Below are 23282 nucleotides of genomic sequence, written 5' to 3'. Positions count from 1 at the left end.
GCGTTTGCCGTTTTTGAAAAGGTCCAACCTGACGGCTGCCTGAAGCAGATTCCGATCGACCTTCAGGAGCACGTCATCTGCGGTCTTCAGTCTTGGTGCGATCAATACGCCACTGCTGGAGACCAACAATGAAATCGCTGCTCGCCGTCCTTGCCGTCACCACCGCGCTGACCGCTCCCGGGCTCGCCATGGCGCGTCCTGTCACGCTGACCACCACGCTCAGCAACTATGGCGGGAACGGAGCCTATCTCGCGCTTTACGTGACCGATTCCACGGGCGCCTATAAAGGCACGCTGTGGGTGGCGGGCTCAAAGTCCAAATATTACAGCCATCTCAGCGGTTGGAACCGAGGATCCCGCGGAAACCCCGCCGAAATCAACGGCATTACGGGTGCCAGCGTCGGTGCCGGCCGGACGCTGAAAGTCACGCTGGACCTCGCGGATGCGCTCTTTGATGCAGGCTACAAGCTCCACATCGACGCCGCCGCCGAGGACATGCGGGACAGCCCGTCCGAGGTGGTCGTTCCGCTGACATCCGCGGGAGCAAGTCGGCCCGCGGCGGGCCGAAGCTACGTCCGCTCCTTCACCTACGCCATGTAGGCCTATGGACAGGGATGGATGTCATGCTGCGCTGGATTCATCGGATTCTAGGCCTTTTCGTCATCATTCCGCTGATGGCACTCGCGATCAGCGGTTCGGTGCTGTCGGCGATTCCGGCCTGGGATCGGGCTGAAGCAATTTCGCCAAGCAGTGTCACCGTCGCCGCTTTGGCTGGCCGAGTCGTCGGCACCTATCCTGGTGTGGAGGAGCTCAAACGCCTGCCCTCCGGTAAGATCATCGCCTTCTATTCCGGGAACGATGGCCCGGCCGCGAGCGTGGTGAACCCTGTGAGCGGTGAATTTGTTTCGGACTACACGCGCTCGGCATTCGAACGCTGGATGACCAACCTGCATCGTTCGCTCTTTCTCGGCGATAGCGGGCGCGTGGCCGCCGGCGCCGGCGCGCTGGCGATGCTGGTCCTGCTGCTGTCTGGCCTGCAGATGACCGCCCGGCGCATGGGAGGATGGGGACAGATTCTCAGCCGGGCGCGCGGCAATGGCATTCAGCGACTACATACCGACCTCGGCCGGCTGGCGGCTGGTGGGCTTCTGCTGTCAACTCTGACGGCGCTCTATCTGTCGCTCACCACGTTCGGACTGATTTCGGACGGCATGTCGCAGGCGCCCGCTTTCCCGACGGCGACGACCCGCGGCCCGGCTCTTCCCGTCGAGCAAATCGCTGCCTTGCGCGGCATCGATCTTTCCCAGCTCCGAGTGCTGACTTTTCCCAACCCGGCGAACCCGGACGACCTCTTTCACCTGACCACCGCGACCGGCGAAGGATATGTCGATCCCGCGGGCGGAGGCCTGCTGGCTTGGCACGACCATTCAATCGCCCGGCAGATCTACGAATTCATCTACATGCTGCACACCGGCCAAGGGCTGTGGTGGCTCGGCTTGCTGCTGGGCGTCAGTGCCCTCAACGTTCCGGTACTTGGCTTGAGCGGAGCTGTGATGTGGTGGAGCCGGCGCCGTGCATATGCTCCAATTGCTGACAACGTTGTCGCCAAGAACGCCGACACCGTGATCTTGGTGGGGAGCGAGGGTGGCAGCACATGGGGCTTTGCCCGCACGCTGCACGCCGCCCTGACGGTTAGCGGACACAGGGTTCATACGGCCTCGATGGATAGCTTGTTGCGATCCTATCCATCGGCGCGGCGCATGTTCCTGCTGGCCGCGACCTATGGCGACGGCGCGGCTCCCGCGACGGCCAGCGTGTTCCTCAAACGCCTTGACGGGATCACAGAGCCGCCGCCTTTCCCAATCGCGGTCCTCGGCTTCGGTGACCGGCAATTCCCGCAATTCTGCCAATTCGCTCACGACGTCGAAGCGACGTTGGCGCGGAAGGGCTGGGCGTCGCTGATGCCGCTCGAGACGATCGACCGCCAATCCGAGCAGGAATTCGCCCGATGGGGCGAGGCGCTGTCGCAGGTCATGGGCGAAGAGCTGGCGCTGCTGCACGTGCCTGAGCGGCCGCGCACGCATACCCTGACGCTTGTTGACCGCGTCGACTACGGCGCGGAGGTGCAGGCGCCAACCTGCGTGCTGCGCTTCGCGCTGCCGATGAGCCGCATGTTCGCGCGCGTCGCAGGGGGCGGCTGGCCGCGCTTCACGGCAGGCGACCTCATAGGCATCGTGCCGCCGGGCTGCACCTCACCGCGCTATTATTCGTTGGCCAGTTCGACCAGCGATGGATTTGTCGAGATCTGCGTGCGCAAACATCCCGGCGGGCTTTGCTCGGGCCTGCTTCACGGGCTTGAGCCGGGCGACAGCGTCGAGGCCTTCGTGAAGGCCAATCCAGCCTTCCGGCCGGCGCGCGGACGAAAGCCGGTCATCCTGATCGGCGCCGGCACCGGCATTGGTCCCCTGGCGGGATTGGTCCGCGCCAATTTCTCGCGCAGGCCCATGCATCTCTATTTCGGCGGCCGCGATCCAGCCTCGGACTTCCTCTATGAGCGCGAGATCGCCGGCTGGCTGAATGACAGACGGCTGACGAGCCTGGCCACCGCCTTCTCGCGCGTGAAAGGCGGCGGCTATGTGCAGGATCGGCTGCGCAAGGACGCCGATCGATTTCGTGCCCTGATCGCCGGTGGTGCGCAGGTCATGGTGTGTGGTGGGCGCGACATGGCGGCGGGCGTGACGGAGGCGATAGCTGATGTGCTCGCGCCGACCGGCCTGACGCCCATGGTGCTCAAGGCCCAGGGGAGGCTTGCTGAAGATGTCTACTGATCTTGTTCGCCACGCATTGAGCGGCGCCACGATGGGAACGCGCTGGTCGGCGCTGGTCTATGCTTTTCCTGACACCGACATTGCCGCACTGGAGGCCGCCCTGGCTCGTGCCGTCGATCGCGTCGACCGCCAGATGTCCACATGGAAGCCGGACAGCGATCTGATGCGATTGAACTCGGCCGCGCAGGGCGTCTGGGTATCCCTACCTGCCGAGATCATGCAAGTTCTGCAACGGGGCGTGACGATCGGACATGCATCGGGCGGAGCCTTTGACATCGGCCTGGGGCACCTGGTCAATGCCTGGGGCTTCGGACCTGCTGCCTCTGCTCCCGACAAGGACGCGATCCAGATGGCGCTTCGTGAGCGACTGCCGCCAACCCATACGGTTCTAGAGCTGGATGTGCCGGGAAGCAGGGTGCGCAAACACGCGCAGTCTACGTTGGACCTTTCAGGAATCGCCAAGGGTTTCGCCGTGGACGAGATGATGCGAACGGTCGAGGCCTTCGGTATTTCCAATGCGTTCGTCAGTCTGGATGGAGAGCTGAAAGCACGAGGCGCCAAGGCGGACGGAACACCGTGGCGCGTGGCGGTGGAAAAGCCCGACTACGAACGGCGCGGTCCGCTTGGCGTCATTGAATTATGGGACGCGGCGGTCGCTACTTCAGGCGATTACCGGCATTGGATCGATCTCGGGCGAAAACGTCTGTCTCACACCATGGACCGGTCACGCGGCGGTCCCATCGACAACGCAATCGCCTCAGTCTCCGTCGTCGCGGCAAGCTGCATGGATGCTGACGCATGGGCGACGGCATTCATGGTCCTCGGTCCGGTGCAGAGCAAGGCGCTGGCGCAGGCGCAGGGCCTCAGTGCCCTGCTTATCCAGCGAGGGAACGAGAGGTTGGTCGAGATTCCCGTCGGTCCGGCGTTCGAGGTGCCTTGGGCAGCGTCGGCGGAGATGAGGCGGCAATATCTATCACATGGGTGAGGTCGATGTGCACGCGCTCCGCCTAGCTGCCTAGTACGGCGGCAAACGGCCATGCGGTGGATTGGCTCTCGATGCTGGATCTTGGTTCCGACAAATCATCGTGATGCAGCCGGATGGAGAGGTTTGACCAACATCAAGCTCGCGCATCGTCGCCCATTTAGCTTCCTCTGCGAATTTTTCGTCCGCGACGCAGAGGAGATGGTCATGAAGGCGCTCGTCTATAACGGTCCGGGAAAGAAGGCCGTTGAGGAAAGGCCGAAACCCGAGATTTCGGCTCCGACCGACGCCATCGTCAAGCTTGTGAAGACGACAATCTGCGGGACTGACCTCCACATATTGAAAGGCGACGTTCCGACCTGTGTACCCGGCCGAATTCTTGGCCATGAGGGCGTCGGCATCGTCGACAAGATCGGCGGCGCCGTTACCGCCTTCAGGCCGGGCGATCACGTCATCATCTCCTGCATTTCCTCCTGCGGGACCTGCGACTATTGCCGGCGCGGAATGTATTCCCATTGTGTGAACGGCGGCTGGATCCTTGGCAACCGAATCGACGGAACGCAGGCGGAATACGTGCGTACTCCGTTTGCTGACACCAGCCTTTATCATGTGCCGGCCGGAACCGAAGAAGACGCGTTGGTGATGCTGAGCGACATTCTTCCGACCGGCTTCGAGTGCGGCGTGCTCAACGGTAAGGTCCAGCCCGGCTCGACGGTGGCGATCGTCGGCGCCGGCCCGATCGGCTTGGCAGCCCTGCTGACGGCCCAATTCTACTCGCCGGCCGAAATCATCATGATCGACCTCGACGACAATCGCCTGGAGATGTCGTCCCGCTTCGGCGCCACAACTGTCATCAACAACAAGGATGGCAAGGCTGTTGAAAAGATCATGGAGATGACGGGCGGTCGCGGCGTCGACACCGCCATGGAAGCGGTCGGTGTGCCGGCGAGCTTCATCGTCTGCGAGGATATCGTTGCGCCCGGCGGCGTCATTGCCAATATCGGTGTTCACGGCGTCAAGGTCGATTTGCACCTGGAGCGACTGTGGGACCGCAATATTGCGATCACGACAAGGCTCGTCGACACTGTCACCACGCCGATGCTGCTTAAAACGGTACAATCTCGCAGGATCGACGCGAAGAAGCTCATCACCCATCGGTTCAAGTTCGAAAAGATCCTGGACGCCTATGAGACCTTCGGAGCAGCTGCCAGTACGCACGCCCTGAAGGTGCTGATCGAGTTCTAGTACCCGGACTCATAGCCGGGGGATACGTCAGCCTTTGAAGGGGCGCTGGCTAACCTTTTCTCGATCCAGACGAAGGGTTCAGCTCGGTCGTCGCAGGCTTGGACGAAGGCATCGATCGCACGACTGCGACATTTTGGGAAAGACGCGCGCAATCTGCGGACTGCCGAGCTCCAGCGCTGATCGCCGCATGTGACATTTCGATGAATGATCCAGCGCAACACCGCACCGTTCGCCGGCTGCTACGAGGCCGTTATCAAACAGCGACGTGCGCCGATGAAAACTGAAATTGTCAGAGAGCTCGGACAACCCGACGTCCTGCTGCCGCAGCTCGTGGCAGAGGGACTGGCCGCCAACGATCGCATCAAGCTCCGCCTCAGCGCGCTGCAGGCCGCGGTCCAACATGCAAGACAGCCGCGCGCGAACGTGCCTGATCTCGCGATGGAGAGCCGCGCTGCCGGGCTGGCGCCTGCGGCGCTCGTCACACTGATCGGCGGCGCACATCTTGCTGGCGACGACAAGGTGGTGGCACCGGGACTCGCTCCTCTGCTGAAGGGCATCGAGGGCGATATTCTCGCGATGATCGGTGCCGCCGCCGCAGGCAATCCGTCGGAAGGTCAGCAGTTCGAAAGACGCCTGGCCTCGATCCGCAGCGCGGGTCACCTCGAAGCGACGCCGGAGATCGAGATCGCCCGCGTCGGTCGGCTGACCGGGGTCGAGCATGACGGACCGGACAGCCTGCATCGGCTGGTGATGGACCTGCACAAGGCATTGAACCGTCTGGCCGCGAGCAACTCGGAGGAGGTCATCGCCGGCGCACATGTCTTCGGCGTGCAGGACGCCGATCGCGCACCGATCGCGAGCTTCATGCGCGGGCTCAACGAGACGAGACCGCTCAAGTTCAATCATCCCGGGCTCGATACGACCGCAATCCGGGCGGGCGACCGGCTGGTCATCCAGAACGACATCGGCACCACCGATGCGCATGTGATCGTCATCGTGGTCACGGCGAGAGCCGTGACCATCACCTATACCGACGTTCATCTGGCGCGCGCGAAGTTCTTCGTATCGCTGTTCGACGAGTGTTCGCTGAAATGGAGCGGCCTGGACAAGCATGCCGCCGCGGGGCTCGAGGACGACGGGACGTTCTATCTCGTCACCGGATCTTGTGAGTATGGAGCGCCCGACGATCGCGACGAATTGCTCGCCGCCATCGGATCTTCGCTGGTGTTCCTGATCGACTGGAACAAAGCGCGCAAACTGCTGCGCAGCTGGGTCGCCAAGACCGATGCGGTTCGTATCCTGGAATGGGCGGCGCGGCAGCGTGTCGGTCACCGCGGCTTTCTGGAGCTTGGCGGCAGCGAGCTGCTCGGCGCAGCCGTGCGCAGCGCGGCACCGACGCGCATCGGCTTCGGCGAGCGGCTCGACCAGGTGCTGGGGCGCGAGGCCGCGATCGGTTTCCTCAAGACGTGCCTGCAGGTCTCGACCGAGGCTTTGCGCGAGGGGCAGTCGTCACGGCTGGCGCGGGACCGGATCGGCGCCGAGTTGGTCAGGCATCTCGATCGCGTCGATAGCGGATTGCTCGCGATGGTGCTCCGACAGATCGGCCTGGCGCGCGATGTGGCGGCGCTGGTCCAACAGGCCGTGTCGATGATCGAGCCGGAGCCGACGTTGGTCAGGCAGCTCGCGGAGCGGGCGGGCCGGATCGAGCGGAAGGCCGACAGGATCGCCATCGAGGCGCGTGCGGAAATCGCGCGGCTCGCTGCGCGGCCGGTGATCGGCGACCTGGTCGACCGGATCGAGCAGGCGATCGATGAGTTGGAGCAGGCTGCGTTCATTGCGTCGCTGGCGCCGGGCGCGCTGAAGCCCGAGATCAGATCCGCACTGGGGGCGCTCGCGTTGGTGGCGGTGTCGGCAACCGAGCACGCCGCGTCGGGTCTCGCCGCCGCTGCCGAGGTCCAGGAAGGCCGCCGAGCAGATTCGGAAGATGCGTTGGCGGCGGTTGCCCGGCTGATGGATGCCGAGCACCAGGCGGATGCCAAGGAACGGGAAATCACTGCGAGCGTGTTCTCCGGCGGGCTCGATCTGGCAGCCTCTCTTGGCGCTCTGGAGCTCGCGCGGGCGATCGAGCGCGCGACCGACTGCCTGGCGAGCTTCGGCCATTTGCTGCGGCGCTACACGATGAGTGACCTCTCGGCCTAGGGAACGAAGTGATGATGATGGTGCGGATCGGGGATGGCCGGCGCGAGCTGCCTGGCGCCGAAGAGGTCGGGGCGAAGGCGGCAAATCTCGCACGGATGGCGGCGCTGGGTCTGCCGGTGCCGCCTGCGTTCGTGCTGCCGGTGCAGCTCTGCGCCGACGTGGTGGCCGGCAAGGGGCAGGCAACGCGCCAGCTCGTTGACGGACTGAAAGGAGGGATCGCCTTTCTCGAGCAGGCGACCGGAAAGTCGTTCGGCTGCTCGCGCAATCCGCTGCTCGTGTCCGTCAGGTCCGGTGCGGCGCGGTCGATGCCGGGCATGCTGGATACCGTTCTCAATGTCGGCTGCACATCGCGCGCCGTGCGCGGTCTGGTGCGTGCAACGGGGCGGCCGCGGCTGGCCTGGGACTGCCGGCGGCGCCTGCTCGAGAGCTACGCCGAAACGGTCATCGGGATCGATCCCGCCCCGCTCGCCGAGCGATTGAGCCAGATGATTGCCGCTGAAGGCGTCAGCAGCGAGCGTGAGCTGGACAGCGAGGCGCTCGAGCGGCTGGTTTGCGACCAACACAAGCTCCTGGAAGAGGCCGATGATGACGGATGGCTCGAAGATGCCGCGGTGCAGCTGGAACGCTCGGCGCGGGCCGTCTATCGATCCTGGACCAGTGAACGGGCGCGGACCTATCGCCGGCTCGAGGGCCTCGAGCAGCTCAAGGGCACGGCGGTCACGGTGCAGGCCATGGTGTTTGGCAATGGCGGCATGTCGTCCGGTGCGGGCGTCGCATTCTCGCGCGATCCCTCGACGGGAGCGGACGAGCCGGTCATCGACGTCATGTTCGATTCGCAGGGCGAGGACGTCGTCTCCGGCCGAAGGACGCCGGAAACCGAGAGGGCCCTGTCACGGGCGCTGCCGGATGTGGCGCTAGGGCTGCGTGCAACTCTGAAGCGGCTGGAAAGTGAATTTCGCGATGTGCAGGACATCGAATTCACCATCGAGGAAGGCCGATTGTGGATCCTGCAGACACGAGCCGCCAAGCGCACCCCGCGCGCCGCGCTCCGCATCGCGGTCGACCTCGTGCACGAAGGATCGATCACGCGGGAAGAGGCCCTGGGAAGACTTGAAGGCATCGATGTCGAGGCACTCACGGAGACGTCGCTCGTTTCGGCCGGCCAGCCCGCAGCCGTCGGAGTTGCGGCTTCCGGCGGTGTCGCAACGGGTCGGGCGGCCTTCGACAGCGCGTCCGCGGAACGCCTCGCGGCGGCAGGTGATCCGGTCATTCTGATCCGTCACGACACCAGCACCGCGGACATCGCCGGCTTCGCCGCGGCCTCCGGGATCGTCACGGCCGTTGGCGCCCGCACCGCGCATGCCTCTCTCGTCGCCCGTCAGATGGGCAAGCCCTGCGTGGTCGGTTGCGCCGCGATCCGGGTCGATGGTGAAGCGCAGCAGGCACGTATCGGCGCAGCGGTCGTGTCCCTCGGCGACTGGATCACCGTCGACGGCAATACGGGCCGTCTCTACCTGGGACGCGGCGAAATCGTCGCGCAACGGCCCGAAGCTGAGCTTGCGGAGCTGTCGACATGGCGCTTTCCGCGCGATACCGGCCCTGGGGGCGCAATCGCTGAAGCGCCCGCGGCCTGACCAGTTGAACCCTGGTCTAGGCGAAGGACCGGATCATACGCCGCTCAATCAGCAGGTCGTAGGTGCGCCCACCAGGCCCCCCACCAAGCCTTCCCCGGCTTCTCCAGCGCTTGATGCCCGGCCGAGCTCTTCCAGGGCCCGTCGCACCGACTCGACGAGGTCCAGCGCCACCGGCGAGGGGCTGCGCTGCGGCGGAAACACCGCGGCGAATTCGAAATCGATGCGCGGCGTGAATGGCCGCATCACCACGCCGCGGCCGTCGAATTCGCGCGCGGTGAACGGATCGCAAATCGAGACGCCCAGTCCCGACGACACCATCCCGCACATGATTTCCGACAGCGTCGTCTCGACCCGCAGCACGCGCCTGACATCCTCGCGATGGAAGATCTGATCGATCAGATGCCGACTGGTGGAGCCTGACGAGAGCGAGATGAAGGTCTCCCCCTCGAAGTCGCGCGGCACCAAGATTGTCTTCGCACAAAGCCGATGGCCTGCCGGGAGGACGGCGACGCGCGCCAGCGCCGGCAGCTTGATGCTCGGCAGGCCGGCATGGGCGATCGGCACCTCGGCAAAGCCGACGTCGCATTGCGCGTTCAGCACCCAGTCGATCACGATCGGCGAGATCACGCCGAAAAAAGCGAGATTGAGATTGGGCCGCTCCTGCAGGAAGCCGCCCGCCAGCCGCGGCAGATAGCCATTGGCAAGAGCGGGCAGGGCGGCGATGCGCAGCGTGCCGGTGCGCCGGCCGCGAATTTCCTCGGCTGCTGCAGTGATGCGATCGAGCCCGACGAAGGAGCGTTCCACCTCCATGTAGAGCGCCGTTGCCGCGGCGGTCGGCACCAGCCCGGTGCCGCGCCGTTCGAACAGCTCCATCTTGAGCAGCGCCTGAAGGTCGCGCAGCAGCCGGCTGACCGCCGGCTGCGTCACCGCCATCAGCTTGGCGGCTTCGGTCACACTGCCGCTCAGCATCATCGCCCGGAAGGCTTCGACCTGCCGCGAGTTGATCCGCGCCATCAGTCCTCCAGTCCATAACATTTGCGTATGAACAGGGTGCCATTATTCATTGGACGATCAAAGCCTCTGCTGCGATCTTTTTTGGCAGGGTGAGGGGTGGCTCGTTTTTTAGGCTCGTCAGCTCCGGGTTTTCTGGACTGCGGATGCATCGGCCAAGCCCGATCTCCCTGGGGCGGTTATTTAATACCGTCTCATATCCAAGATGATGGAGATCGGTCCGATGAAGCACCCTAAACTCCTGATGGCGGTCAGCGTCGCCGTCCTGGCTTCAGCCTCACAGGTCTGGGCTCAGCAGAAGACGCTCTATGTCGCCGGCTACGGCGGCTCGTTCGAGAAGACCATCCGCGAGGAAGTGATCCCGCCGTTCGAGCAGGCCAACGGCGTCAAGGTCGAATACGTCGCCGGCAACTCCACCGACACACTCGCCAAGCTGCAGGCGCAGAAGGGCAATCAGCAGATCGACGTCGCCATCGTCGATGACGGTCCGATGTACCAGGCGATCCAGCTCGGCTTCTGCGACAAGGTCACCGGGTTGCCTGGCGATCTCCTCGATGTCGCGCGCTTCAAGGACGACAAGGCGGTCGCGATCGGTCTCGTCGCCACCGGCCTGATGTACAACAAAAAGGTGTTCGCCGAGAAAGGCTGGGCCACGCCGACGTCGTGGAATGATCTCAAGGATCCGAAATACAAGCAGCTGCTCGTCATTCCGCCGATCAACAACACCTACGGCCTCAACGTCCTGCTGATGCTGGCCAAGATGAACGGCGGCAGCGAAGCGAACGTCGATGCTGGCTTCAAGATCTTCAAGACCGACATCAATCCGAACGTGCTGGCCTACGAGCCGTCGCCGGGCAAGATGACCGAGCTCTTCCAATCGGGCCAGGCCGTCATCGCCGTGTGGGGCAGCGGCCGTGTGCAGAGCTTCGCCAACACCGGCTTCCCGGTCGATTTCGTCTATCCGAAGGAAGGTGCCGTGAGCCTGCTGACGACGGCGTGTCCGATCGCCAAGCCGTGGGTCTCGCCGCTGGCCTCGAGCTTTATCAAGCTGCTGCTCGATCCGAAGATCCAGCTCACGATGCTGAAGGAATATGGCTACGGCCCGGTGGTGAAGTCCGTGGTCGTGCCCGAGGGCGTCGGCGCGATGGCGCCGATCGGCGAGCGTGCCGCCAAGGTCTATGCGCCCGATTGGAGCGTGGTCAACGAGAAGCGCGAGGAATGGACCAAGCGCTGGAATCGCGAAGTCGAGCGCTGACTAGTCGTTTGTTGCGAGCCTCTCTCGTCGACGGCGGTCTTCTCCCTCCCCCCTTGTGGGGGAGGGTCGGGGAGGGAGGGACCACACCAATGGTCTTCGGGCCGCCTCCCACCCCCGGCCCCTCCCCGCAAGGGGGAGGGGAGTGCACCGTGCGCGCGGCGCCAGCATTCCTCGCCCATCTGGATCCAAAGCATGTCCTTCCTCGAGCTTGATCGCGTCGGCAAGTCCTTCGGCCCCAACACGGCGGTCGAGGAGTTTAGTCTCGGCGTCGCCAAGGGCGAGTTCATCTCGTTCCTGGGGCCGTCCGGCTGCGGCAAGACGACAACCTTGCAGATGATCGCGGGCTTCCTCGACCCGTCGCACGGCGCGATCCGGCTCGAGGGCAGGGATCTGGTCGCGATGCCGCCGGCGAAGCGCGGGCTCGGCATCGTGTTCCAGAGCTACGCGCTGTTTCCGCACATGACGGCGGCCGAGAACGTCGCCTTCGGCCTGGAGATGCGCAAGGTCGCGCGCAAGGATCGTGAGGAGCGCGTGCGCGCGGCGCTCGCGCTGGTCGGCCTCGCCGGCTATGAGGACCGTCATCCGCGCCGCATGTCCGGCGGCCAGCAGCAGCGCGTCGCGCTGGCGCGCGCGCTGGTGATCCGCCCGAGCGTGCTGCTGCTCGATGAGCCCCTGTCCAATCTCGATGCGCGCCTGCGCGAGGACATGCAGATCGAGCTGCGCCAGATCCAGCGCAATCTCGGCACCACGACCATCCTCGTCACCCATGATCAGATCGAGGCGATGTCGCTATCCGACCGCATCGTCGTGATGAGCAAGGGGAGGATCGAGCAGATCGGCACGCCGCAGCAGGTGTACGAGCAGCCGGCCTCCGCCTTCGTCGCGCAATTTCTCGGCAAGACCAACGAGTTTGCTGCGACCGTGGACCGCACCGGGGGGCAGGCCAGACTGGTGGCGGGATCTTGGAGCGCGCCGGCGCCGGCCGGCGTGGCCGGCTCCGTCGCCGTCAGTGTTCGGCCCGAGCGCATCAACTTCGGTGACGCCGGTCTTGCAGGGCGCATCACAAGCCGCATCTTCCAGGGCAATCACTGGCTGTTCCAATGCGACACCGAATGCGGGCCCGCCATCGTGATCCGGCAGAATGACGGCCAACCGCAGCCTGAGCAGGGCGCAGCGGTGCATCTCGTCTGGCAGGTCTCGGACATGAGCCTGCGCGCCGCGAAGGCTGCAGCATGAGCGCGACCATCGCGTCCAACTCGTCCGAGACGCGCGCCGGCCTTTCGCTGGCGCTGCCGGCCTTGATGCTGTTCCTGGGAGTCGTCGTGATCCCGTTGGCGATGACGGTGATGCTGTCGTTCCATGATTGGGGCCAGTACAAGGGCATCGAGCCAGTCTTCATCCTGAAGAACTGGATCGAGATCTTCGACGACCCCTACTACGCCGAGATGTTCTGGCGCACCTTCCGCGTCGCGGTGCTGGCGACCTTGATCACGGCGGTGTTCGGCGTGCCCGAGGCCTACATCCTCAACCGCATGCAGGGGCCGTGGAAGGGCCTCTTCCTGCTGGTGATCATCGGCCCGCTGCTGATCTCGGTGGTTGCGCGCACGCTCGGCTGGGCGCTCCTGTTCGGCGGCAACAACGGGCTCGCCAACAAGCTCCTGATGACATCAGGCCTGATCGATTCACCGGTCCGGTTCATGTTCACCGAGACCGGCATGGTGATCGCGCTGGCGCACGCGATGATGCCGTTCATGGTGCTCGCGGTATGGACCGCACTGCAGCGGCTGGATCCGCAGGTCGAGAATGCGGCGTTGTCGCTGGGTGCAAGCTCGCTGACGGTGGTCCGCCGCATCGTGCTGCCGCAGATCATGCCGGGCGTGCTGTCGGGCGCCATCATCGTATTCTCGCTGTCCGCCAGCGCCTTTGCGACGCCGGCGATCATCGGCGGCCGCAGGCTCAAGGTCGCCGCGACGCTCGCCTATGACGAATTCCTCAACACGTTGAACTGGCCGCTCGGCGCCGCGGTTGCCGTGCTGCTGCTGATCGCGCTCGTCCTGATCGTGGTCGGCTCCAATGCGCTGATTGAGCGCCGCTACCAGGAGATGTTCCGATGAGCAGGAACGGTCCTCTGGCGCTGATCTTCCATGCCGTCTTCGTCGTCTTCATGGTGGCGCCGATACTCGTCGTGTGCTGGGTCGCGTTCACGCCGGAAGGCTTTCTGTCGATTCCGATCACGAGCTTCTCGCTGCGCTGGTTCAGGGCGCTCGCCGACTATCCGGAGTTCGTCCACGCCTTCGGCGTAAGCCTGTGGCTCGGCGCGCTGTCGTCGTGCGTGGCGCTGCTGTTCGCGGTGCCGGCGGCGCTCGCGATCAGCCGCTATCGCTTCCGCGGCCGTGACGCGCTGTCGGCGCTGTTCCTGTCGCCCTTGATGATCCCGCATGTGGTGCTCGGCATCGCCTTCCTGCGCTTCTTCACGTCGGTCGGCATCGGCGGCACGTTCGTGGCGCTGGTGATCGCCCATGTCGTCGTGGTGTTTCCGTTCGCGCTGCGGCTGACGCTTGCGGCCGCGACCGGCATGGACCGCTCGATCGAGATGGCCGCGATCTCGCTCGGCGCCAACGGCTGGACGATGTTTCGCCGCGTCACCTTGCCCGCGATCCTGCCCGGCATCGTCAGCGGTTGGATGCTCGCCTTCATCCAGTCGTTCGACGATCTGACCATGACCGTGTTCCTGGCGACGCCCGGCACCGAGACCCTGCCGGTGCGCATGTTCCTCTACATCCAGGACAACATCGATCCGCTGGTGACATCGGTATCGGCCAGCGTCATCGCCATCACCATGACCGTCCTGATCCTGCTCGACCGCTTCTACGGGCTCGACCGCGTGCTCACCGCCAAAGGCGGCGACGCAGGACGATAGGAGACACTACGATGAGAGACTATGACGTCGCCGTCGTCGGCGGCGGCCTGCTCGGCTCTGCGATTGCCTGGGGGCTCGGCCGGCTCGGCCAGCGCGTCGCCGTGCTCGACGAGGGCGATATCGCCAAACGCGCCTCGCGCGCCAACTTCGCGCTGGTGTGGGTGCAGAGCAAGGGCCTGGGCATGCCGGCCTATACCGGCTGGACGGTGCGCGGCTCCAAGGCGTGGCCGAAGCTCGCCGAGGAGCTGAAGGCTCAGACCGGGCTCGACGTCGTGCTGCAGCAGAACGGCGGCTTTCACCTTACCCTCGGCGAGGCCGAGTACGAGCAGCGCGCGCAGCTCGTGGCGCGAATGCACAATCAGGTCGGCGCCGCCGACTATCAGATGGAGATGCTGCCGGCGGCAGAGGTGAAGAAGATGTTGCCGCTGATCGGCCCGGAGGTCTCCGGCGGCAGCTTCTGTCCCTATGATGGCCACGTGAATTCGCTGCGCACCTTCCGCGCCCTGCATGCCGGCATGAAGCAGTTCGGCGTCGACTATCTGCCAGAACGCGCGGTCGGCGCGATTGCCCGTGAGGGCGATGAGTTCAGGCTGACGACGGCGCAGGGCGAGGTACGCGCAGCGAAGGTGGTGCTCGCTGCAGGGAATGCCAACCAGACCCTGGCGCCGATGGTCGGGCTGTCGGCGCCGATGGGCCCGACGCGCGGCCAGATCGTCGTGACCGAGCGCACGATGCCGTTCCTGCCGCATCCGCTGACCACGATCCGCCAGACCGACGAAGGCACGGTGATGATCGGCGACAGCAAGGAGGACGAGCTCGACGATCGCGTGCAGAACCATCCGATCAACGCGGTCATGGCCGATCGCGCCCAGCGCACCTTCCCGCATCTGGCGCGGCTCAACGTCGTCAGGAGCTGGACCGGCATCCGCGTGATGCCGAAGGACGGCTTCCCGATCTACGAGCAGTCGGAGAGCCACCCAGGCGCCTTCGTCGCCTGCTGCCATTCCGGCGTGACGCTCGCGGCGAACCACGCGTTCGACATCGCGCGCATGGTCAAGGACGGCGCGCTGGAGCCGGAGCTGGTGGGCGCCTTCACGGCCAATCGCTTCGATAGCGAGGCGGGAGCGGGCGGCAGTGGCTACTACTGATAGTGAGAGGCCCGGCACGGGCGCGGAGATGATGATGTTCAAGCGAGCAGAGGGTGACGCCAGGCGATCGGTGACGATCCATGTCGAAGGCAAGGCGATCGCCGCGCGCGAAGGCGACACGGTCTCGGCGGCGCTGCTTGCGTCGGGTCTCGACGTCAGGCGCTCGACCGCGGTCAGCGGCGCCAAGCGGCTGCCCTACTGCATGATGGGCGTGTGCTTCGATTGCCTGGTCACCATCGATGGCGTCGGCAATCGGCAGGGCTGCCTGGTCCCGGTCGCCGAGGGCATGCAAATCGAAATCCAGAAGGGCAAGCGGGAGATCGGCAAATGAGCGCGGCGCCGAAGCATGATCAATACGACGTCGTGGTGATCGGCGCTGGCCCGGCCGGGCTGGCCGCAGCGACCGCGACGGCCGGCGCCGGCCTGTCGACTTTGCTGCTGGACGAGAATGCTGGTCCCGGCGGGCAGGTCTGGCGCGCGATCAATTCGACGCCGGTGAAGAGTGAAGCGCTGCTCGGCACCGATTATTGGTCCGGGGCCGAGATCGCAAAGTCTGCCGAGACCAGCGGGGCCGAAATCATCCATCGGGCCACGGTGTGGAGCCTCGATCGCAAGCTCGAGCTCGGCGTCTCCGTCGGCGGCGGCTCGGCCTTCATCAAGGCCGGGCGGGTCATCATCGCGACCGGGGCGCAGGAGCGCCCGTTCCCGATTCCCGGCTGGACCCTGCCCGGCGTGATGACGGCGGGCGCGGCGCAGACGGTGCTGAAATCGTCGGGGCTGGTGCCGGATTGTCCGACGGTGATCGCAGGGCAGGGACCGCTGCTGTGGCTGCTCGCCGCCCAGATCCTGCGGCTTGGCGGCCGCATCGACCGCGTGCTCGACACCACGCCGCGCGCGAACTACATCACAGCACTGCCGCACGCCTTCGCCTTCGTGACCTCGTCCTATTTTCTCAAGGGTCTGGCGATGATGCGCGAGGTGCGCGCGAAGGTGCCGGTCACCACGGGCGTGACGGAGCTCGCTGCCACCGGCAACGGCAAGCTCGACGCCGTCAGCTATGTCGCCGCGGGCGGCAAGCGCGAGACGCTGCCGGCCGAGCTGTTATTCTTGCATCAGGGCGTGGTGCCGAACGTCAATTTGGCGATGGCCGCCGGCGTCGAGCATCGCTGGAATGAGCTGCAGCTGTGCTGGACGCCCGTGCTGGACGCCGGCGGCAACAGCTCGATTCCGGGCATCGCGATTGCCGGCGACGGTGCCGGCATCGGCGGTGCGCAGGCCGCGCTGTGGCGCGGACGCATCGCGGCAGCCAGCGCCATCAAGGCCCTTCGGCCCCAGGCAAAGGTTTTGGACTATTCAGCGCAGTTGAAACGCGCCGAGCGTGGCCGTGTCTTCCTCGACGTTCTATTCCAGCCGGCAGAACAGTTCCGTATCCCGCAAGGCGACACCATCGTGTGCCGCTGTGAGGAGATCACCGCCAAGGACGTGCTCGACGCCGTCGCGATCGGGGCCACCGGACCGAACCAGCTCAAGGCCTATCGCCGCACCGGCATGGGGCCGTGCCAGGGCAGGCTGTGTGGCCTCACCGTCACCGAGCTGATGGCGCAGGCGCGCGGCAAGACCCCGCAGGAGATCGGCTATTACCGGCTGCGCGCGCCGGTGAAGCCGATCATGCTGTCCGAGCTCGCGAGCCTGCCGAAGACCGAAGAGGCCACCAAGGCCGTGGTGCGCGGATGACGGTGAAGAAGGATGCCATCATCGTGGGTGGCGGCATCCACGGCTGCTCGACCGCGCTGCATCTATGCCTGGCCGGGTTGAAGCCGGTGCTGATCGAGAAGGACTATGCCGGCCGCCATGCCTCCGGTGTCAACGCCGGCGGCGTGCGCCAGCTCGCGCGCGACGTCGCGGAGATTCCGCTGTCGATCCGCTCGATGGGCATCTGGGAGAGGATCGGCGAGCTGGTCGACGATGATTGCGGCTTCGAAAGCTTCGGCCAGGTGCTGGTCGCCGAGAACGACGCTGAGCTCGACGCCTGCCGTGCCCGCGTCGCCGATCTCAATGCGCGCGGCTTCACCCATGAGGAGCTGATCGACGGCACGGAATTGCGCCGCCTCGTGCCGGCGGTGGCGGAGAGCTGTCCGGGCGGCGTGGTGTCGCGGCGGGACGGCGCGGCGCAGCCTGCGCGCACCACGACGGCGTTCCGCCGCAAGGCGGAGCAGCTCGGCGCCCTCATTCGCGAGGGCGTGGCCGCGACGAACATCCGCAAGGACGGCAAGCTCTGGCATGTCGACGTCGGTCCTGAGAGCTTTGCCGCGCCGGTGCTGGTCAATGCCGCCGGCGCCTGGGCGGGACGGATCGCCGCGCTGTTCGGCGAGCCGGTCCCGGTCGAGACCATCGCGCCGATGCTGATGATCACGTCTCCCGTCGCGCACTTCATCGATCCCGTCGTCATCCTGCGCGGCCGCAAACTGTCATTCAAGCAGTTCCCCAACGGCACGGTGCTGATCGGCGGGGGCCATCTTGCAACGCCCGACCAGGACCGCAACGAGACCGTGCTGGACTGGCGCAAATTGTCGGAGAGTGCGCGCACCGTCGCGGAGCTGTTCGAGGTGATGCGCAGCGCGACCATCGTGCGTGCCTGGGCCGGCATCGAGGCGCGCATGCGCGACGACATTCCGGTGTTTGGACCGAGTGCGCGGCACGAGGGGCTGTATCACCAGTTCGGCTTCTCCGCGCACGGCTTCCAGCTCGGCCCCGGCGCCGGCGCGGTGATGGCCGAGCTCATCGTGCACGGCGGCACCCAGACGCGCATCGGCGATCTCGGCATTGCGCGCTTTCAGACTTCCACCCCTTCGTCAACGACATGAGGACATGATGACGATCACCCGCAAGATCCGTTCCGCCATTCATCACCGCATCGTCGAGGCCAACGGCTTCGTCTTCATCGGCGGCACCATCGCCGACGACACCTCGGTGTCGATGGGCGAGCAGACCCGTAATATTCTCGGCAAGATCGACGGCTTCCTGAAAGAGGCCGGCACCGACAAGTCGCGCGTCGTCTCCGGCCAGATCTTCGTCACCGACCTGTCGAAGAAGAAGGAGATGGATGCGGCCTGGACCGAGTTTTTCGGCGACGATCTGCCGGTTCGCGCCACGGTCGGCGTCTCCGATCTCGGCGGCGGCGCGCTGATCGAGATCGTCATCACCGCCTTGAAGGGCTGAGCACAACGCCTCGGCTCGGACAAATGTGATCGAGGGTGACGCGCGGACTCGCTCCGCGCGTCATTTGCTTTTGAGGGGATTTCGATCGAACATGGTGTGACTGCAACGTCACGCGACGAAAGACGACCTCATGAGCGATGCCCGCACCGTTCCATCTCCTTCCGCCGGTCTCGCTGCCGTGTTCCGGCACATCGACGCCGAGAGGGAGCATTTTCTCACCCGCGTGATGGACTATGTGCGCCATCCCTCGATCAGCGCGCACAATGTCGGCATTGCCGAGGTGGCTGCGCTGCTGGTGAGGATGCTGCGGGAGATCGGCCTCGAGGCCGAGGCGGTGCCGACCGCGGGTCATCCGATGGTGCTGGGACGCTGGCACAACAAGCCGGGCGCGCCGACCGTGCTCCTCTACGGGCACTACGACGTGCAGCCGCCGGATCCGCTGGAGCTGTGGCTGAGTCCGCCGTTCGAGCCGACCATCCGCGACGGCCGCATCTATGCCCGCGGCATCGGCGACAACAAAGGGCAGCATTTCGCGCAGCTCATGGCGATCGAATCGCATCTCAAGGTTCACGGCGAGCTGCCGTGCAATGTCATCTTCCTGCTCGAAGGCGAGGAGGAAATCGGCAGCCCACGCATTGCCGAGTTTGTCGCCACGCATCGCGAGAAGTTGAAGGCCGATTTCGTGGTCACCGCCGACGGCCCGATGCATGCGTCGGGACGGCCGACCATGACCTATGGCGTCCGCGGCATGTGCTCGTTCGAGCTGCGCGCCAAGCACGCCATCCGCGACGTTCATTCCGGCAATCTCGGCGGCATCGTGCCGAATCCGATCTGGACCCTGGTGCATCTGCTTGCGACGATGAAGAATGCCGCCGGCGAGATCACGATCGACGGTCTCCACGACGCGATCGTGCCGCCAAGTGCGCTTGACGTCGCTGCGGTGAAGCGTTTGCCGCTCGATCTCGATGCCGCCAAGGCAAGCCTCGGTCTCAGCCGCCTCGATGCGCCGGCAGAACGCGGCTACTACGAGCGGCTGATGTTCCACCCGACGCTCACCATCAATGGCTTTCACGGCGGCTATGGCGGCCCCGGCAGCAAGACCGTCCTGCCGTGCGAGGCGGTCGTGAAATGCGACATCCGCCTGGTCGAAGCGATGACGCCGGGCGACGTGCTGGCCAAGGTCGAGGCCCATGTCAGGAAGCACGCGCCCGAGGTCGAGTTCATCCCCCGCGGCGGCATGCTGCCCTCGCGCGTGCCGCTCGATTCGCCCTATGGCGCAATCATCCGCGACGCGATTCGATTGGCACAGGGCGTCACGCCCCTCGAATTTCCGTGCACTGGCGGCAGTCTGCCGGACTACGTCTTCACCAAGATCCTCGGCGTCCCGGCCTTCGTCGTTCCCTATGCGAATGCCGACGAGGCCAATCACGCGCCGAACGAGAACATGACGATCGACTGCTTCTACAATGGCATTCGCACCGGTGCGGCACTGCTCGACCGCGTCGGCGCGCGCGAGCGCTGATGCCGGTGCAACGCCCATCACGATCTCGCGTGCAGTGCGGGAGGCGTCATCGAGCAGCCATGAACGGATGGCAAGCACACGCTGGTTCGTCGCGTTGCGGGCGAATCGGCCGCACGCGGCGAGATCGCGCATGGATTAACGCAGTTGATATCGCCTAGTCTCGGAAGAGATTAGTAAACGCCGCTTCAGGGCTCGGAGCTGCCACATGCACGACCCCGTTGACCAGCCGAGTGATTCGGTAAGTTCCGCTTCCCCTTGTGCGCGCGATCAGCGCAGCGCTCCGGAACATTCCGCCGCGGTTCCCGTGATCCAGCTCGACCACGCGCCCGCAATCGATCCCGCGCCCAATGTCGATCAGGCAGCACAAAGCCGTGGCGCTCTCGGTCGGAAACGGTCCGATGGCGCGCATCTTGTCACACCGACCATGTGGCGCTGAGAAGGAGTCGTTCTCGGCGGCCATCGGACATGCGATGTCCGGCGACGAGTTCCTGAAGAACACCTTCGCCAACAAAGCATTCGAGAAATTTGAGATCGCCGCCCACACGTCGCTGCTCTCGCTGTGCCGCCGGCGTCGAGGACGCCCGCGCGCCGCTCGAACAGTCGCTGCAGGAGGAGGAACGGAGAGCAGAGTGGGTCGACTCCGATGTCGAGAAGGTCACGCTGGAATGCGTTCGCCACGAAGAGCGTCAGACGGCGTGACCTGGCGGTATCTCGGTCGGGATAGGAACCCGTCAGCGCGATGACAACCTCCGGTATCATCCGGATACCCACGAATCTCCTGATCTAGTAAGTAAAACCTAGCCCTTCTTGGGGCGTTTCCTCCCTGGACTTGGGCCGCCTGCACCTTGTGTGTCGGCGGCCTCTTTCTTTCAGGGGGCGGGTCAGGTGCTGGCTCCGCAATCGGAGCCATGGGCGGTCGTCGCGCTCCTGGAAGCCGGCTTGAGCGGCCTCCGGCAATATTTCACCGCGATCGCGCGCGACCTGAGCCTCACCGCCGCGCGTGCTGCCAGCGCAGCAGCCGGCTCTCGGCCGCGCCCATCGCGAGCGCGGTCATGTAGCCGATGATTCCGAGCAGCATCACGCCGGCAAACAGATCCGCCGAGCGGAACGAGCGCGCCGACAGCAGCACCCATTGGCCGAGGCCGTCGAGACCGGCGAGCATCTCGCAGACGACGGCGAGGATCAGCGCGACCGTGAGGCTCAGCCGCATGCCGGCGAGGATGTCGGGTGCGGCCGATGGCAGCGCGATCTTGAAGATCACGGCGAGCCGCGACATGTGCAGCACCCGCGCGACTTCATAGAGTCGCGGCTCGACCGCGGCGAAGCCGTGGATCGTCCCGAGCAGCAGCGGCCACAGCGAGCCGAACGCGATCACGAACAGCGCCATGCCCTGGCTCAGTCCAAGAAAGGCGATGGCGACGGGAATGATCGCCGAGACCGGCAGCGGCCGCAGCAGCTCCAGCGTCGGCGCGACGTAGATGCGCATCGTCTTCGAGGAGCCGATCATGGCGCCGAGCGCGATGCCGGCGGCGGAGGCGAGCAGCCAGCCATAGGCCATATGCGTGAGGGTGCCCGTGAGCTTGGTCAGGAGATCGCCGCTGGTGAAGCCGCGCAGCAGCGCCGCCCAGGCGCGGTCGGGACTGGGAAGAAACACCGGTGATATCAGGCGCTGATCGGCGGCGAACTGCCACAGCACGATGATGCCGGCGGCGACGGCGAAGCTGGCAAGGCGCCAGGCGATGGCAGACCATCTCATGCCTGCTCTCCCATGACAGCCGCGCGCCCGAACAAGCTCCGTTGCGCAGCCATCAGCAAAGTGTTGAGGGCGAAACCGGTGACGCCGATCCAGACGAGATAAGCGAGCATCAGGTCCGGCCGCAGCGCCTGCTGCGCGATCATGATGCCGGCGCCGAGGCCGAGCGGATTGATCGCGATCTCGACTGTGACGGCGACGATCAGCGCGATGCCGGCGGCGAGGCGAAACCCAATGATGATGCGGGGCAGGGCGGCGGGGATGACGATCTTCGTGACACGGTCGAGCTGCGTCAGCCGCAACGCGCGCGCCACCTCGAGCAGGCGCGGCTCGATGCCGCCCACCGCGGCACGCGTCACGATCAGCACCGGCCAGACGCAGGCAAAGGCGACGATCGCGATCTCCATGCGATAGCCAAAGCCGAGCGCGATCAGCGCGATCGGCAGCAGCGCCACTGAAGGAATGGGCCTGATCGCCTCGATCGTGACCTCCATCAACCGGTTGAAGATAGGCGACAGGCCGAGCGCGATGCCCAGCACGAGGCCGATGGTGCCGCCGAGCGCGAGGCCGGCGAACACCGAGGCGAGCGTGTCGCGCGTCGCCGCCAGCAGCGAGCCGTCGGTCAGCGCGCCCAGCAAGGCGAGCGCGATCGCGCTCGGCGGCGCCAGCGAGTCGCTCTGCACGCCGGCGAGCCGCATCCAGGCCTCGAACACGAGCAGCGCCGCGAACGGCAGCAGGGCGGGCTTGATGCGATCCGGCATCGTCATTCGCTCGCCTTGATGAAGTCGAACAGCTCGCGCCGCAGCCGCAGGAACTCCGGATGCTCGCGCGTCGCCAACTGGTCGCGCGGCCGCGGCAGGTCGATCTGCATCGTGAGGCCGACGCGGCCGGGATGCGGCAGCAGGCCGACCACGCGATCGCCGAGATAGATCGCTTCCTCCAGATCATGCGTGACGAACACGACGGTGGCGCCGGTCGCCGCCACCAGCGCCAGCATCTCGTCCTGCAGCCCCTGTCGCGTCATCGCGTCCAGCGCGCCGAACGGCTCATCCATCAGCAGCACCTTCGGATCCTGCGCGAGACAGCGCGCGATCTGCAGCCGCTGCTGCATGCCGCCGGACATCTCCGTCGGATATTTGGCCGCATGGCCGGCGAGCCCGACCTTGGCCAGCAGTTCGGCGATGCGCGTCTCGCGCTTGATGGCGGGCATGCCGATCGTCTCCAGCGCCAGCGAGATGTTCCCGGCGGCGGTGCGCCACGGCAGCAGCGCCTTGCCATAATCCTGGAACACGACCGCGATCTCGCGCCGCGGCGCGCGCATCGCCTCGCCCTCGAAACGCACCGTGCCGCCGCTCGGCTGATAGAGGCCGGCGGCGAGCCGCAGCGCCGTGGTCTTGCCGCAGCCGGAGGCGCCGACCACGCACAGGATCTCGCCAGTCGCGACCTCCAGGCTGATCGTGTCGATGATCGTCTTGCCGCCGAGCACCAGCGCGACATTGTCGAAGGCGATCTGCGCACGCGCAGGCGAGGGAGATGATTGCACCAATGCGAGGGCAGGCTCTGCCAT

20 protein-coding genes are annotated in these 23282 nt (G+C 65.6%); 16 read left to right on the top strand and 4 right to left on the bottom strand.

From position 1 onward, the window contains the following. Nucleotides 1–128 precede the first annotated feature (128 nt). The 6 genes from QX126_RS00335 (at nucleotide 129) to QX126_RS00310 (ending at nucleotide 8887) form a co-directional block, all read left to right on the top strand. Nucleotides 129–599 carry a DUF2271 domain-containing protein gene (locus QX126_RS00335; RefSeq protein ID WP_315736963.1) on the top strand — a complete coding sequence of 157 codons (471 nt, stop codon included), beginning with the start codon at nucleotides 129–131 and terminating at the stop codon, nucleotides 597–599. A 23-nt stretch (nucleotides 600–622) separates the two neighbouring features. After that, complete coding sequence (locus QX126_RS00330; RefSeq protein ID WP_315778620.1) at nucleotides 623–2827, top strand: PepSY domain-containing protein; 2205 nt, start codon at nucleotides 623–625, stop codon at nucleotides 2825–2827. Beyond that, a complete protein-coding gene (locus tag QX126_RS00325) occupies nucleotides 2808–3812 on the top strand; it encodes an FAD:protein FMN transferase (RefSeq protein WP_409999061.1) in 1005 nt (334 codons plus the stop codon). Before QX126_RS00330 ends, QX126_RS00325 begins: the two co-directional genes overlap by 20 nt. A 204-nt stretch (nucleotides 3813–4016) precedes the next feature. Next, nucleotides 4017–5054, top strand: coding sequence for a zinc-dependent alcohol dehydrogenase family protein (locus QX126_RS00320; protein ID WP_315737083.1), 1038 nt, complete (start codon nucleotides 4017–4019; stop codon nucleotides 5052–5054). A gap of 273 nt (nucleotides 5055–5327) precedes the next feature. Beyond that, nucleotides 5328–7253 carry a hypothetical protein gene (locus QX126_RS00315; protein WP_315778617.1) on the top strand — a complete coding sequence of 642 codons (1926 nt, stop codon included), beginning with the start codon at nucleotides 5328–5330 and terminating at the stop codon, nucleotides 7251–7253. 11 nt (nucleotides 7254–7264) lie between these two features. Next, a complete protein-coding gene (locus QX126_RS00310) occupies nucleotides 7265–8887 on the top strand; it encodes a PEP/pyruvate-binding domain-containing protein (protein ID WP_315778615.1) in 1623 nt (540 codons plus the stop codon). A gap of 48 nt (nucleotides 8888–8935) precedes the next feature. Here QX126_RS00310 and QX126_RS00305 read toward each other — a convergent pair whose 3' ends face one another. Next, entirely contained in the window at nucleotides 8936–9901 is a 966-nt protein-coding gene (locus QX126_RS00305; protein WP_315778613.1) for a LysR substrate-binding domain-containing protein, read from the bottom strand. A 220-nt stretch (nucleotides 9902–10121) separates the two neighbouring features. Between QX126_RS00305 and QX126_RS00300 the strand changes: the two genes are divergently transcribed. The 10 genes from QX126_RS00300 to QX126_RS00255 all read left to right on the top strand — a co-directional run bounded on the left by QX126_RS00300 (nucleotide 10122) and on the right by QX126_RS00255 (nucleotide 19962). Continuing rightward, nucleotides 10122–11153 (top strand): ABC transporter substrate-binding protein, encoded by a 1032-nt coding sequence (locus QX126_RS00300; protein ID WP_315778612.1) that lies wholly within the window; start codon nucleotides 10122–10124, stop codon nucleotides 11151–11153. A gap of 192 nt (nucleotides 11154–11345) precedes the next feature. Then, the gene (locus tag QX126_RS00295) at nucleotides 11346–12389 is read left to right on the top strand and encodes an ABC transporter ATP-binding protein (RefSeq protein ID WP_315736973.1); all 1044 of its coding nucleotides are present in this window, start codon (nucleotides 11346–11348) and stop codon (nucleotides 12387–12389) included. Next, nucleotides 12386–13267 (top strand): ABC transporter permease, encoded by an 882-nt coding sequence (locus tag QX126_RS00290; protein WP_315736974.1) that lies wholly within the window; start codon nucleotides 12386–12388, stop codon nucleotides 13265–13267. The genes QX126_RS00295 and QX126_RS00290 overlap by 4 nt, the downstream gene beginning before the upstream one ends. Beyond that, nucleotides 13264–14073: an ABC transporter permease gene (locus QX126_RS00285; protein ID WP_315778610.1), complete on the top strand. Its 810-nt coding sequence runs from the start codon at nucleotides 13264–13266 to the stop codon at nucleotides 14071–14073. The genes QX126_RS00290 and QX126_RS00285 overlap by 4 nt, the downstream gene beginning before the upstream one ends. Nucleotides 14074–14084: 11 nt before the next feature. After that, on the top strand, nucleotides 14085–15221 hold the full coding sequence (locus tag QX126_RS00280) for an FAD-dependent oxidoreductase (RefSeq protein WP_315778608.1): 1137 nt from the start codon (nucleotides 14085–14087) through the stop codon (nucleotides 15219–15221). A gap of 34 nt (nucleotides 15222–15255) precedes the next feature. Then, nucleotides 15256–15552 (top strand): (2Fe-2S)-binding protein, encoded by a 297-nt coding sequence (locus QX126_RS00275; protein WP_315736978.1) that lies wholly within the window; start codon nucleotides 15256–15258, stop codon nucleotides 15550–15552. After that, on the top strand, nucleotides 15549–16955 hold the full coding sequence (locus QX126_RS00270; RefSeq protein WP_315778607.1) for an NAD(P)/FAD-dependent oxidoreductase: 1407 nt from the start codon (nucleotides 15549–15551) through the stop codon (nucleotides 16953–16955). The genes QX126_RS00275 and QX126_RS00270 overlap by 4 nt, the downstream gene beginning before the upstream one ends. Beyond that, nucleotides 16952–18085: an FAD-dependent oxidoreductase gene (locus tag QX126_RS00265; RefSeq protein WP_315778605.1), complete on the top strand. Its 1134-nt coding sequence runs from the start codon at nucleotides 16952–16954 to the stop codon at nucleotides 18083–18085. The genes QX126_RS00270 and QX126_RS00265 overlap by 4 nt, the downstream gene beginning before the upstream one ends. A gap of 7 nt (nucleotides 18086–18092) precedes the next feature. Beyond that, nucleotides 18093–18440: a RidA family protein gene (locus QX126_RS00260; protein WP_315737085.1), complete on the top strand. Its 348-nt coding sequence runs from the start codon at nucleotides 18093–18095 to the stop codon at nucleotides 18438–18440. Between the two features lie 130 nt (nucleotides 18441–18570). Further along, nucleotides 18571–19962 (top strand): M20/M25/M40 family metallo-hydrolase, encoded by a 1392-nt coding sequence (locus tag QX126_RS00255; protein ID WP_315778603.1) that lies wholly within the window; start codon nucleotides 18571–18573, stop codon nucleotides 19960–19962. Nucleotides 19963–20950: 988 nt separating this feature from the next. On the opposite strand, the gene QX126_RS00250 is transcribed toward QX126_RS00255, so the two are convergent. From QX126_RS00250 to QX126_RS00240, 3 genes are read right to left on the bottom strand one after another with little or no spacing between them, the layout of a single operon-like run. Next, the gene (locus tag QX126_RS00250; protein ID WP_315778602.1) at nucleotides 20951–21718 is read right to left on the bottom strand and encodes an ABC transporter permease; all 768 of its coding nucleotides are present in this window, start codon (nucleotides 21716–21718) and stop codon (nucleotides 20951–20953) included. After that, the gene (locus QX126_RS00245) at nucleotides 21715–22482 is read right to left on the bottom strand and encodes an ABC transporter permease (RefSeq protein WP_315778599.1); all 768 of its coding nucleotides are present in this window, start codon (nucleotides 22480–22482) and stop codon (nucleotides 21715–21717) included. The genes QX126_RS00250 and QX126_RS00245 overlap by 4 nt, the downstream gene beginning before the upstream one ends. Continuing rightward, the gene (locus QX126_RS00240; protein WP_315778598.1) at nucleotides 22479–23282 is read right to left on the bottom strand and encodes an ABC transporter ATP-binding protein; all 804 of its coding nucleotides are present in this window, start codon (nucleotides 23280–23282) and stop codon (nucleotides 22479–22481) included. The genes QX126_RS00245 and QX126_RS00240 overlap by 4 nt, the downstream gene beginning before the upstream one ends.

This window comes from Bradyrhizobium sp. SZCCHNPS1003 (assembly GCF_032381555.1).
GTDB lineage: Bacteria > Pseudomonadota > Alphaproteobacteria > Rhizobiales > Xanthobacteraceae > Bradyrhizobium.
The sequence above is the reverse complement of the archived record's forward strand: the minus strand, read 5'-3'. Positions and strand labels throughout refer to the sequence as shown.